Here is a 12,548-nt window from a genome sequence, read left to right on the forward strand (position 1 = left end):
GGCAGAGTCCAGTGCAATTTCGTCAACAGGCCCTTTCCAAGCTCCAGTCACCGGAGGAACTCGACCTGCCGGTGCGTTTCGCGCGCCCGCAGGGGCGGCTCGTCCTGGCCGTCACCGTGGCCGTCATGGCCGCCGCCTGCTTCTGGGCGGTGACCGGATCGGTCTCCTCCACCCTGAGCGCGCCCGGCATCCTCACCCACGCCCAGGGCAGCTACGTCCTGCAGAGCCCCGTGGCCGGACAGGTCACCGGTGTGCTCGCCAAGGAGGGCGAGGCCCTCGCTGCCGGAGCGCCGCTGCTCAAGGTCCGCACCGAGCGCGGCGACCGGGTCGTCCGCGCCATCGCGGCGGGCCGGCTGACCACGCTCAGGGCCGCCATCGGCGCGGTCGTCGCGCTCGGTGCGGACGTGGCCAGCGTCGAGCGGACCGGCGGCGCCGACGACCCGCTGATGGCGATGCTGTACGTGCCGGGCGGCGGCGGCGCCTCCGTCCGGGTGGGCGCGCCCGTCGACCTCACCGTGCAGTCCGTGCCCAGCGAGCGGTACGGGGTGCTGCGGGGCAGGGTGGCGGCCGTCGGCCGCAGCGCCCAGACCCGCGAGCGGATCGCCGCCTTCCTCGGCGACGCCCAGCTCGGCGAGCAGTTCTCGCGGCAGGGCAGGCCGGTCGCGGTCCTGGTGGAGCTGGACCGCTCGGCCGCCACCAAGTCCGGCTACCGCTGGTCCTCGGCCCAGGGCCCGCCGTACGCGGTCGACTCCATGACCCCGGCCACCGGCTCCGTCCACCTGGCCGACCAGCGTCCCCTCGATTGGCTCCTCCCGTGACCGCACCGCCCGCCTCCTCCGCACCCCCGCAGCTCCCGCCCCCCGGCCGCGGCCGCCACCGCCCCGAGAGCGCACCGGCGGGCAGGCGCCGTGCCCGGCCGGCGCCCAAGGCGAAGCGGGCGAGGACCGTGCGCAGCCCCACCGTCCTCCAGATGGAGGCCCTGGAGTGCGGCGCCGCCTCGCTGGCGATGGTGCTCGCGCACCACGGCCGCCATGTGCCGCTGGAGGAGCTGCGCATCGCGTGCGGCGTCTCGCGCGACGGCTCGCGGGCCAGCAACGTACTGAAGGCCGCCCGCAGTTACGGGCTCACGGCCAAGGGCATGCAGATGGAGCCCGCCGCGCTGGCGGAGGTGCGCGCGCCCGCCATCCTGTTCTGGGAGTTCAACCACTATGTCGTCTACGACGGCATCGGCCGCCGCTTCGGACGGCGGGGCGTGTACATCAACGACCCCGACAAGGGCCGCAGGTTCGTGCCCGCCGAGGACTTCGACACCAGCTTCACCGGTGTCGTCCTGGTCCTCGAACCCGGCGACGGATTCCGGCGCGGCGGCCGCAGGCCCGGCGTGCTCGGGGCGCTGCCCGCGCGGCTGCGCGGCACCACCGGCACGATGCTGGTCGCGCTCCTCGCCAGCCTGCTGCTCGTGGCGGTCGGAGCGACGCTGCCCGCGCTGAGCCGTACGTACATCGACACCTTCCTGATAGGTGATCAGACCTCGCCGCTCGGCGTGCTGTTCACGGCCATGGGCACCATGGTGGCGCTCACCGCCGCGCTGACCTGGCTCCAGCAGGCCAACCTGCTGCGCGGGCGCGTCATCTCGTCGACGCTCGGCGGCTCCCGCTTCTTCCGGCATCTGCTCCGGCTCCCGGTGACGTTCTTCGCCCAGCGCAGCCCCGCCGACCTCGTCCAGCGGCTCCAGTCCAACGACGCGGTGGCCGAGACCCTGGCCCGCGACCTCACCGCGGCGGGCGTCGACGGCGTCGTGGTGCTGCTCTACGCCTTCCTGCTGTGGACCTACGACCCGCAGCTCACCGTCATCGGGGTGGGCATCGCGCTCCTCAACGTGGTCGCGATGCGTGTGGTGGTACGCCTGCGGGCCACCCGTACCCAGAAGCTGCGGGCCGACAGCGCCCGGCTGACCAACACCTCGTACACCGGCCTCCAGCTGATCGAGACGATGAAGGCGACCGGTGGCGAGGACGGCTACTTCCGCCGCTGGGCGGGGCAGCACGCCACCACCCTGGAGGAGCAGCAGCGCCTCGGGGTGCCGAGCGCGTGGCTGGGTGTCGTCGCCCCGCTGCTCGCCACGCTCAACAGCGCCCTGATCCTGTGGATCGGCGGGCTGCGGGCGGTCGAGGGGCACCTCTCGATCGGGCTGCTCGTCGCGTTCCAGGCGCTGGTGACCCGCTTCACCGCGCCGGTCACCCGGCTCAACTCGGTGGCGGGACGGATCCAGGACTTCGCGGCCGACGTGGCCCGGCTCAAGGACGTGGAGAACTTCCCGGTGGACGCGCTGTACACACGCGACGAGCCGGAGCACAGCACCCGCAGGCTCAAGGGCCATGTGACGCTCGACGACATCACGTTCGGCTACAGCCCGCTGGACGCGCCGCTGCTCACCGGCTTCTCGCTGTCCGTGGGGCCGGGGCAGCAGGTGGCGCTCGTCGGCGGCTCCGGCAGCGGCAAGTCAACGGTGTCCCGGCTCATTTCGGGGCTGTACACGCCGTGGGAGGGCTCGATCCGTATCGACGGGCAGCGCCTGGAGGACATCTCCCGCAGCGCGCTCGCCGCCTCGGTCTCCTTCGTCGACCAGGACGTCTTCCTCTTCGAGGGCACCGTGCGGGACAACGTGGCGCTGTGGGATCCGTCGATTCCGGACGACGCGGTCGTCGCCGCCCTTCAGGACGCGGCGCTGTACGAGGTCGTCGCCCGCCGTCCGGGGGGCATCCACGGCCGCGTCGAGCAGGACGGCCGCAACTTCTCCGGTGGGCAGCGCCAGCGCCTGGAGATCGCCCGCGCCCTGGTGCGCCGCCCCAGCATCCTGGTCCTCGACGAGGTCACCAGCGCCCTGGACGCGGAGACCGAGCAGGTCATCATCGACAATCTGCGCCGGCGCGGCTGCGCCTGCGTCGTGATCGCCCACCGGCTGAGCACCGTCCGCGACAGCGACGAGATCGTGGTCCTGGACCACGGCGCCGTCGTGGAGCGCGGCCGCCACGAGGAGCTGCTCGCGGCGGGCGGGCCGTACGCCGAGCTGGTCAAGGAGCACTGAGGTGACGTCCGTACACGGTCTCGCCGACCCCGGCGCGCTCGGGCACGACCCGGTCCTGGCAGCCCTCGGCGGCCTCGGCCAGGAGGTCGACTGCACCGGTCTGCGCGGCTTCTCCCTGGAGGGGCCGCAGGTGCTGTGGCTCGTCGTGGGCGGCGCCCTCGACCTGTTCGCGGTGGACGCGGCGGCGCAGGGCCACTGGCACTTCCTCGGCCGCCTCGAACCCGGCACGCTCCTGCTCGGCCCGGTCGAGGGACCGCAGCACACCCTCATCGGCAGGCCCCTGCGCGAGTGCGCGCTGCGCCGGATCCCGCTGCGGGAGCTGTACCGGTCCGCGTACGCCGATTCGGTGGCGTACGAAGGCGGCTACGGCAGCCACTACGACACCGGGGACGAGGCCCTCAGCCTGCTCGAACACGCCTTCTCGCTCGGGGTGGGGCGCGGCCAGCGCGTGCTGTTCGAGGCGCCGCTGGACGGCCGTACGACGTTCGACGAGCCGGTGGCCGACGACGACGTCCTGTGGCTGCCGGTCTCCCCCGGCAGCGTCCAGTACGGCGCCGCGTTCAGCGCCGAGGCGGCCGGGGATCTGCTGGTCGACGGGGCGCTGTGGCAGGGCATGGTCAACCGGCAGCACCGGCTGCTGTCCGCACTCGACCGCTGGATCGAGCGCATGGAGCGCGCCCACGAGGACCGCACGGCGGCCGGCATCAAGGCGGGCGAGGCCGTCCGCGACGAGGCCGACCGGGCCCTGCTGACCTCCATCGGCCGCCCCGGCAGGGCGCCTTCGCGCACGGCCGGGGCGAGCGACGACGCCACGTACGCGGTGTGCTCCCTCGTCGCCCGCGCGGCCGGGATCACGCTCACGGAGCCTTCCAGGAGCGGCGCGGTGAGCGAGCGGATCGACCCCGTCGAGCAGGTGGCGGTCGCCTCCCGGATCCGGACCCGCCCGGTGCGGCTCGACGGGAGCTGGTGGAGCGAGAACGCCGGCCCCCTGGTGGGCCACCGGGCGGCGAGCGGAACGCCGGTCGCCCTGCTGTGGCGGCGCGGCGGGTACGAGGCGGTGAACCCGGCGACCGGGCGGCGCACCCGGGTCGGCGCGGCCAACTCCGAGGAGTTCGAGCAGCGGGCTGTGATGTTCTACCGGCCGCTGCCCGAGACGCCGCTGAGCAAGTGGGGGCTGCTGCGGTTCGGACTCCGCGGCACCCGTCCCGATCTGCGCAACCTGGTCCTCGCCGGGCTGGTGACGGTCGGGCTCGGCGCGCTGGTGCCGCTCGCCACCGGCCAGGTGCTCGGGGTGTTCGTACCCCGGGCCGAGACCAGCCTCATCGCCCAGGTCTCGCTGGCGATCATCGTCAGCGGCGTCGTCGCGGCGGCCTTCTCGCTGCTGCAGAACCTGACCCTGCTGCGGATGGAGGGGCGTATCGAGAACACGCTCCAACCAGCCGTGTGGGACCGGCTGTTGAGGCTGCCGACGAAGTTCTTCACCGAGCGCTCCACCGGTGAACTGGCGAGCGCGGCGATGGGGGTCAGCGCCATTCGCCGGGTGCTGTCCGGGCTGACCCCGGTCGTGGTCCAGGCGGGCACGGTCGGTGCGATGAACCTCGTACTGCTGCTCTGCTTCAGCGTGCCGCTCGCCCTGACCGCGCTCGGGATGCTCGCCGTGATCGCGGCGGTGTTCCTCGCCCTGGGCATCTGGGAGCTGCGCTGGCAGCGCCGTCTGGTCGAGCTCGGCAACAAGCTCAACAACCAGGCGTTCCAGACCCTGCGCGGACTGCCCAAGCTGCGGGTCGCCGCGGCGGAGAGCTTCGCGTACGGGGCGTGGGCGCGGGAGTTCGCCCGCAGCCGGGAGCTCCAGCAGCGGGCGGACCGGATCAAGAACGTGACGACGGTGCTCAACGCCGTCTATCTGCCGCTGTGTTCACTGGTGATGTTCGTGCTGCTCGCGGGCCCGGCGCGCGGGACACTGTCGGCCGGTGCGTTCCTGACCTTCAACACCTCCGTGACCATGCTGCTGACCTCGGTCACCCAGCTCACCGGGGCGTTCCTGTCGGCCGCCGCCGCACTGCCGATGTTCGAACAGATCAAGCCGGTGCTCGACGAGGCGCCTGAGGTGAGCGGCACCGGCACCCAGCCCGGCGCGCTGTCCGGGGAGATCGAGGCCCGGGGCCTCTCCTTCCGCTACACCGACGACGGTCCGCTGGTCCTGGACGAGGTGTCCGTGAAGGTGCGGCCCGGCGAGTTCGTGGCGATCGTCGGCCCCAGCGGCTGCGGCAAGTCGACCCTGCTGAGGCTGCTGATCGGCTTCGACCGGCCGGTCGCGGGCAGTGTCCTGTACGACGGGCAGGACCTGGCGGCGCTCGACCGGGCGGCCGTGCGCCGCCAGTGCGGCGTGGTCCTCCAGCACGCCCAGCCGCTCAGCGGGTCGATCCTGGAGTGCGTCTGCGGCGCGGAGGCGTTCACCCAGGAGGAGGTGTGGGAGGCGGCCGCGATGGCGGGGCTCGCCGAGGACATCAAGCGCATGCCGATGGGCCTGCACACCATGATCGCCAATGGCGGCGCCGTCTCCGGCGGTCAGCGCCAGCGGCTGATGATCGCCCAGGCCCTGGTCCGGCGCCCCCGCATCCTCTTCTTCGACGAGGCGACCAGCGCGCTCGACAACGAGACCCAGCGCGTCGTCATCGAGAGCACCCGCGCCCTGGACGCCACCCGCGTCGTGATCGCCCACCGGCTCTCCACGGTGCTGGACGCCGACCGCGTGATCGTGATGTCCGAGGGCCGCGTCGTACAGCAGGGGCCGCCCGCCGAGCTCCTGGCGGACACGGGCGGGCGGCTCCACGAGCTGGTGCGGCGGCAGTTGAGGTAGGCGGCCGCCGTCCGGGGCCGATGCGTCAGAAGCTGACCTGTGCCCGGACGTCGGCGCGGCCGACGGACTCCAGCTCGTACATCGTGCAGTACAGCCGGCGGATGTACTCGATGTCGCGGTCGCGGGCGCGGGCCTCCTTGACGGGATACAGCACCGTCAGCTCGTACGAGCGCTCCCGGTTGATGTCGCCGTCCTTGTCGCGCCACTGGCCGCGCCCCTCCTGGAGGGTGAGGCCGGACGGGAAGCGCGGGGTGACCACCTCGGCGACGAACTTCATGAACTCCTCCTCGGTGATGGGCGGTTTGCCGTCGTGGCGGCCCGTGCCGAAGTAGAGGTGCGTGGAGACGTACGGGCTGCCGTGGCCTTCGGTGGCCTGCGCGGTGGCGGCTGCGGGCGCGGCCGTCCCGTAGGCGACCTCGGACACCGGTCCCCCGGTGGCGAAGAGGAGCGCGATCGCCACGAGGGCGGCGGCCGCGGGCGTCGAAATCCGAATGTGCAGCATGCGGGTCCTGTCTGTCGACGGGCGGTGGGCATGGTTCTCGGAACCGGTGGTTCACGGAACACGTGGTTCTCGGGACGGGCGGCTCTCAGGCCGGGTGGTTCCGAGGGATCAGGAGACCCGGGCCGCCGGGCCCGACGGGCAGCGACTCCCGCAGGAAGGCGGCCGCGTCCCGCAGGTTCGGCGGGGCCCCGGGGCTCGCGAGCAGCCGGACCGCCGTGGCGCCGAGCGTCTCGGTGGTGCGTACGGAGCCGATCCCGGCGGCCCGGGGCGCGACCTCCGCGATCAGCTCCTCCGCCTCGCCCCAGGCCCGCGCCCGTACCAGCGCGGACAGGAGCTCAGCGGTGAACAGGTGGCGGTAGGACGGGCCGGGTGCGGTGGCCGCCTCGTACAGCAGGGGGACGGCCCGGCCCCAGGCGCGCAGCCGGGACAGCACCCAGCCCTCGTGGCCGAGCAGTTCGGTCCGGTCGATCCACCAGGCCCACGGCGGGTCGTTGGGGGATGCGCCGTCGAGGAAGCGGCTGCGGGCGCGGGAGATCAGGGCCACGGCTTCCCGGCTCCCGCCCAGCATGGCGGTCGCGTGCGCCCGGCGCACCAGGACGAGGCTGCCCACCAGGGCGGGCAGCGGCCGGGGCCCGGCCACCCGGGCAGCCGTCTCCAGAGCGGCTTTGGGGCGGCCGGTGTGGGCCTCCAGCATGCTGTGGTTGAGCAGCGTCAGCCGGGCGGTGCCCCGGTCGCCGCAGAGCTCCGCCAGGGCGAGGGCCCGCCCGTTCATCCGGCGCGCCCGGCGGTAGTGGCCCGCGTCGAAGAGGATCCAGCCGATCACCTCGCTCAACTCGGCGAGGGCGGCGAGCAGATCGCGGTCGCTGTGGCGCAGCCGGGCGGGGTCGGCCGACAGCTGCGGGATGCGGCGCAGGGCCTCGCGCACGGCGGGCACCGCGGCCGTGGCGCCGCGTGAGGCGTCCAGGGCGACCAGTCGCTCGATCGCGCCCAGGGCCACGGGGATCAGGGCGGCGGAGGTCAGGGCGGCGGGGTCCTCGGCGCACGCCTCCTCGCGGGCCGAAGGGGCCCGGGACGGCCGCCCGGTCATGAGGTGACCCGGACCTCGGAGCGCCGGGACCGGCCCTGGGCGAGGGCGGTGAACGAGGAGGCCACCTCGGTCAGCCACTCCACCTCGTCGCGGAAGTCCTCGTACGGCGGCCGTGCGGGGATGTCGGAGGCGTCGGCCTGCTCGGCCCGCTCCTCGGGCGGACGGCTCAGCACGGCCCGCACCTGGAGCGCCTCGCCCAGCGGGGAGGTGGGGTCCTCGGGCAGATCGAGGGAGCGGGCCTCGCGCGCGAAGTCCGCGAGGGAGAGCGAGGTGCGCAGGATCAGCTGGCCGTCGCGGATCTCGATGACCCGCCGGTAGAGGCTGTAGTGGAGATCGCGGGGCGGGATGAGGTCGCGCGGCCAGCACCGCGGCGGGTCGAGTGCGATGTCCGGCGACGCCTGGTACAGCGCCCACCACAGCGGCCGCAGTCGCAGATACGAGCGGTAGCTGCGCAGCCAGCCGAGTGCGCGGGTGATGTGGATCCCCCAGGACGGGATGGTCCAGCCGGTGATCTGGAGCAGGGCCCCGATGCTGCCGCACGACCACTGCACGGGGTCGAGGGCGGATCCGTCGAAGTGCAGCCTGGTGCCGGCGATCTGGATGCTGCGCGTGACGCAGTAGACCAGGATCAGGCTCGCGCCGAGGGTCACCGTCCGCATGCCGACCTTGAGCCATTGCCGGTTGGCCATCTTGGTGAACCGCAGGGAAAGCCGCACGGTCTCGAATTGACCTATCGCACAAATCACCAGATAGAACGACATGTACAGCGCGTATTCGCCGTGCTGAATACTGAGCAGGATCGTCGAGGTGGCCGTTCTGGACTTCGTCACCGGGCCGACGGCGATCGACGCGGCCACGAGTACACAGAGGGCGACGCCGAAGAACAGCACCCGGCGCCGGGCCCTGCGCCGGGCCTCTTCGGGCGGACACGACCAGTACACGAGGACGACCTGCTGCGCCGCGGTGAGCACGACCACCGCCACCTGCACGATGAGCGAGGTGACGTTGGGGCGCCCGAAGAGGGCCGAGATGTGCACCCGCAGGGCGTCCAGATCGACCAGGAAGCTGATCCCGGAGCAGAGGAAATAGGTGCACAGCGCCCACAGGGCCGGGTCGTGCTTTCTGCGCAGCAGATCCGGCAGCCGGTACGCGAACGCCGCGAGGCCGCCGAGGGCGCAGGCCCACGCCAGGAATCCGTAGACAGTGTTCATCTGTTGTCATTCATCCGTTGTCCGGCTTCCCGACACCGTTCTCGATCCGGGCGACGACCTCCGCGGCCTCCTCCGGGACGCCCCAGGCGGGTTCGAGCCACCGCTTGGTGGCCCTGGCCAGGATCAACGAGGCCATCGTCTCGGCCTCCTGCTCCTCGTCGTCGCTGTAGCGCGAGCGCATCAGCATGCTCTGGACGACGCCGGGTTCGACGCCGGTGAACAGCTGTCCCGCGTCACCGCGGTCGAAATTCACGGAGCCGCGGTGCTGGAAGGCGATATGCGCCAGCTCATGGGCGATGATGTGTTCTTTGTGTGACTGCGATGCGGCCTTCTCGTAAGCAATGACGTCGAAGTCGTCCATTTTCAGCCAAAGACCGAAGAGATGGCGCTCGGGGAACGGCATCGGAATCAGATGGATCGGCCGCCGGTTCTGCACGCTGAGAAAGCGGTGCAGTTCCTCGATGCCGCAGCCGTGCTCCATGCCCCACTCCGCGAGCATCGCCTCACAGGTATGGCGGACCTTTTTCAGACGGCGCCTGCGCCGACGGTCCTCCGGTGACGGTAACGCTGAGTCAGGCAACACGGAATTGACCTCACTGATTCAACGAGCCCGTGATTCAGGGCCCCTGATCCCCGCGGACAATGCGGCCATGATGCCATACGCTCAACTCGCGAAAGATTGACGTGAGTTCCATTCGGCCGCGTGGGGCAGAACCGTGCCGGTGCCCCTTTCGTCCGGGTCATGGTGAATGGGTGGGTGCGAGCCCGTCAGCGGAACTCCGGTCCCGCCGCGCCGCGCGGCGACGATCTCCGCGGCGATGGACAGGGCGGTCTCCTCGGGCGTACGGGCACCGAGGTCGAGGCCGATCGGTGAGCGCAGCCGGGCCAGTTCGCGCTCGGTGAGGCCGGTCTCGCGCAGCCTGCGGTCGCGGTCCTCGTGGGTGCGGCGCGAGCCCATCGCGCCGACGAACGCCACGGGCAGCCGCAGGGCCGTCTCCAGGAGCGGGATGTCGAACTCGGCGTCGTGGGTCAGGACGCACGGCACCGTGCGCCCGTCGGTCTCCGTGCCCCGCAGATAGCGGTGCGGCCAGTCGACCACCACCTCGTCGGCCTCCGGGAAGCGCTCCCGGGTGGCGAAGACGGGGCGCGCGTCGCACACCGTCACGCGGTAGGTGGCTCTCGTCGAGCTGACCCGCTCGGCGGATACCCCGCTGAGCGCGATCGCCAAGAAGGCGGGGGTCGGGCAGGGGACGTTCTACCGCCACTTCCCCCACCGCGAGGCCCTCGTCCTGGAGGTCTACCGGTACGAGGTGCAGCAGGTCGCCGACACCGCGGCCCAGCTCCTCGAAACCCGTGCCCCGGACCGGGCCCTGCGGGAATGGATGGACCGCCTCGCCCAGTACGCGATGGCCAAGGCCGGACTGGCCGACGCGATGCGCAAGGCCACCGCCCGGGGCACCCCGGCCGGGCTCGGCCACGAACCGGTGACCGCGGCCGTCACACTGCTCCTGAACGCGAACGACGAGGCCGGCACCGTCCGCCCGGGCGTGACCCCCGACGACTTCGTCCTCGCCATCGCCGGGCTCTGGCAGATCGACCCGCACGGCGACTGGCAGGCCCGCGCCGGACGCCTGCTCGACCTCGTCATGGACGGGCTGCGGGCGGGGGCGCCGGGCACCGGAGCGCGCCACTGGCAGAGGAACCCCGGCCCGAGAAAGCCCGGCCGGAAGCCCGGCCCCGGGAAGCTCAGCCGAGGAAGCTCAGCCGCACCTGCCGGTCGGGGTTGTCCTTGTTGGTGTCGACCAGGCACACCGACTGCCAGGTGCCCAGCTCCAGCCGCCCCGCGACCACCGGCAGCGTCGCGTGCGGGGGCACCAGGGCGGGCAGTACGTGGTCGCGGCCGTGGCCGGGGCTGCCGTGGCGGTGCTGCCAGCGGTCGTCCGCCGGAAGGAGCATGTGCAGGGCGGCCAGCAGGTCGTCGTCGCTGCCCGCGCCGGTCTCGATGACCGCGATCCCGGCCGTCGCATGGGGTACGAAGACGTTCAGGAGGCCGTCGCCGCCGCCGGACGCCTCACGGAGGAACCGCTCGCACTCCCCGGTCAGATCGGTGACGGTCTCGGACGTTCCGGTGGTGAGGCGCAGGACGCGCGTGGTGAAGACGGACATGGCCCCATCCTCGCGCCCATCCGGCAAGGCCGCGCGTCCGGCCGGCGAGACGGCATCGACCGGGTCCTGGCCGGCCCGGCTGCACCGTCTCGCGCGACTCTGCGCGCGGCGTGGGCGGGGGTTGGCCTGGTGCGGGGCGGCGCGGGCACCGCGCTGGTGGGCAGCCACGGCGAGGTGGCGGACCGGATCGAGGAGTACCACGACCTGGGGATCGAGCACTTCGTGCTCTCGGGCTGTCCGCATCTGGAGGAGGCGTACTGGTTCGGCGAGGGCGTCACCCCCGAGCCAGCCGCGCGGGGCCTTCTGCCCACGGTCCCGGCCTCCCCGCTGCTCGGCGTACCGGCGGCCGGCGGATGCCCGGCCTCGGCTCCCGGCGGGGCTCCACCGCTGGTGGGAGGGGGTCGGTAGGGCAGCGCGGCCTCCGGGAAGATCCACGCACCCCCCTTGGTTGGTAGAACCGTGAACGACTTCGGGGCACAGGACGTGGACGTGGTGGTCATCGGCGCCGGACAGGCGGGTCTGTCCGGCGCCTACCATCTGCGCCGGGCGGGGTTCGACCCGGACCGCGACTTCGTGGTCCTCGACCACGCGCCCCGGGCGGGCGGCGCCTGGCAGTTCCGCTGGCCCTCGCTGACGTACGGCAAGGTGCACGGCATGCACGCGCTGCCCGGCATGGAGCTGACCGGCGCGGACCCGGCCCGGCCCTCCTCGGAGGTGATCGGGGAGTACTTCTCCGACTACGAGGAAGCCTTCGGCCTGCGGGTGCGCCGGCCGGTCGAGGTGAGCGCGGTACGGGAGGGCGAGGGCGGCCGGCTGCGCGTCGAGACGTCCGAGGGCGTGTACGCCACGCGCGCGCTGATCAACGCCACCGGCACCTGGGACCGGCCGTTCTGGCCCCGCTACCCGGGCCAGGAGACGTTCCGGGGGCGACAACTGCACACGGCCGACTACCCGGGCCCCGAGGAGTTCGCGGGTCGGCGCGTGGTCGTGGTCGGCGGTGGCGCCTCCGGCACCCAGCACCTGATGGAGATCGCCGACTACGCGGCCGCCACGACCTGGGTGACCCGGCGCCCGCCCGTCTTCCGGGAGGGCCCGTTCACCGAGGAGTGGGGGCGCGCGGCGGTCGCGATGGTCGAGGAGCGCGTACGCCAGGGGCTGGCGCCGATGAGTGTGGTGTCGGTGACCGGTCTGCCGGTGAACGACGCGATCCGCGCGGCGCGCGAGAACGGTGTGCTGGACCGGCTGCCGATGTTCGACCGGATCACGCCGAGCGGGGTGGCATGGGACGACGGGCGGGTCGTGGATGCGGACGTGATCCTCTGGGCTACCGGGTTTCGGCCCGTGATCGACCATTTGGCGCCGTTGAGGTTGCGGGCGCCCGGGGGTGGCATAGAGATCGACGGCACCCGGGCCGTCAGGGACGAGCGGGTGCATCTGGTCGGCTATGGACCCTCCGCGTCCACGATCGGGGCGAATCGCGCTGGGCGCGCTGCTGTTCGGGAGATCAAGGCGCTGCTGAGTGCGCCGCCGCTGGAAGTGGCGTGATGCGTCTGCGGGCTGCCTTGGGCTGGTCGCGCCCACGCGGCGGAGCCGCACAATGTCACAGCCCCGCGCCCCCCACATAGCAAGGAGGC

9 protein-coding genes and 3 pseudogenes are annotated in these 12,548 nt (G+C 72.6%); 6 read left to right on the forward strand and 6 right to left on the reverse strand.

Annotated features, from left to right (window positions below):
• Nucleotides 1-11 precede the first annotated feature (11 nt).
• From ACFWA7_RS04685 to ACFWA7_RS04695, 3 genes are read left to right on the forward strand one after another with little or no spacing between them, the layout of a single operon-like run.
• A complete protein-coding gene (locus ACFWA7_RS04685) occupies nt 12-818 on the forward strand; it encodes an HlyD family efflux transporter periplasmic adaptor subunit (protein ID WP_385820870.1) in 807 nt (268 codons plus the stop codon).
• Nucleotides 815-3,088, forward strand: coding sequence for an NHLP family bacteriocin export ABC transporter peptidase/permease/ATPase subunit (locus ACFWA7_RS04690; RefSeq protein ID WP_385820872.1), 2,274 nt, complete (start codon nt 815-817; stop codon nt 3,086-3,088). Before ACFWA7_RS04685 ends, ACFWA7_RS04690 begins: the two co-directional genes overlap by 4 nt.
• 1 nt (nt 3,089) lies before the next feature.
• Nucleotides 3,090-5,948 carry an NHLP bacteriocin export ABC transporter permease/ATPase subunit gene (locus ACFWA7_RS04695; RefSeq protein ID WP_385820874.1) on the forward strand — a complete coding sequence of 953 codons (2,859 nt, stop codon included), beginning with the start codon at nt 3,090-3,092 and terminating at the stop codon, nt 5,946-5,948.
• Nucleotides 5,949-5,973: 25 nt separating this feature from the next.
• Here the strand turns inward: ACFWA7_RS04695 and ACFWA7_RS04700 are convergent, their stop codons facing one another.
• The 5 genes and pseudogenes from ACFWA7_RS04700 to ACFWA7_RS04720 form a co-directional block, all read right to left on the reverse strand.
• Nucleotides 5,974-6,450 carry a DUF3574 domain-containing protein gene (locus tag ACFWA7_RS04700; protein ID WP_385540124.1) on the reverse strand — a complete coding sequence of 159 codons (477 nt, stop codon included), beginning with the start codon at nt 6,448-6,450 and terminating at the stop codon, nt 5,974-5,976.
• Nucleotides 6,451-6,535: 85 nt separating this feature from the next.
• Nucleotides 6,536-7,537, reverse strand: a complete 1,002-nt coding sequence (locus ACFWA7_RS04705; protein ID WP_385820876.1) for a DNA-binding protein — start codon at nt 7,535-7,537, stop codon at nt 6,536-6,538.
• On the reverse strand, nt 7,534-8,748 hold the full coding sequence (locus tag ACFWA7_RS04710; protein ID WP_385540128.1) for an MAB_1171c family putative transporter: 1,215 nt from the start codon (nt 8,746-8,748) through the stop codon (nt 7,534-7,536). The genes ACFWA7_RS04705 and ACFWA7_RS04710 overlap by 4 nt, the downstream gene beginning before the upstream one ends.
• 10 nt (nt 8,749-8,758) lie before the next feature.
• Nucleotides 8,759-9,247, reverse strand: a complete 489-nt coding sequence (locus ACFWA7_RS04715) for a toxin (protein ID WP_385820878.1) — start codon at nt 9,245-9,247, stop codon at nt 8,759-8,761.
• A gap of 165 nt (nt 9,248-9,412) precedes the next feature.
• A pseudogene (locus tag ACFWA7_RS04720) lies at nt 9,413-9,919 on the reverse strand (XdhC family protein); the annotation flags it as partial.
• 1 nt (nt 9,920) lies between these two features.
• On the opposite strand from ACFWA7_RS04720, the pseudogene ACFWA7_RS04725 reads away from it, so the two are divergent.
• A pseudogene (locus ACFWA7_RS04725) lies at nt 9,921-10,424 on the forward strand (TetR/AcrR family transcriptional regulator); the annotation flags it as partial.
• A gap of 70 nt (nt 10,425-10,494) precedes the next feature.
• Here ACFWA7_RS04725 and ACFWA7_RS04730 read toward each other — a convergent pair.
• The gene (locus ACFWA7_RS04730; protein WP_385540132.1) at nt 10,495-10,914 is read right to left on the reverse strand and encodes a YjbQ family protein; all 420 of its coding nucleotides are present in this window, start codon (nt 10,912-10,914) and stop codon (nt 10,495-10,497) included.
• A 111-nt stretch (nt 10,915-11,025) separates the two neighbouring features.
• Between ACFWA7_RS04730 and ACFWA7_RS04735 the strand changes: the two are divergent.
• Together ACFWA7_RS04735 and ACFWA7_RS04740 are read left to right on the forward strand one after the other, a co-directional pair.
• Nucleotides 11,026-11,322: pseudogene (locus tag ACFWA7_RS04735) on the forward strand (alkanesulfonate monooxygenase); the annotation flags it as partial.
• A 51-nt stretch (nt 11,323-11,373) separates the two neighbouring features.
• Entirely contained in the window at nt 11,374-12,459 is a 1,086-nt protein-coding gene (locus ACFWA7_RS04740; RefSeq protein WP_385820880.1) for an NAD(P)-binding domain-containing protein, read from the forward strand.
• The last annotated feature ends 89 nt before the right edge of the window (nt 12,460-12,548 follow it).

It is taken from the genome of Streptomyces sp. NPDC059994, assembly GCF_042737755.1.
Classification (GTDB): Bacteria; Actinomycetota; Actinomycetes; order Streptomycetales; family Streptomycetaceae; genus Streptomyces.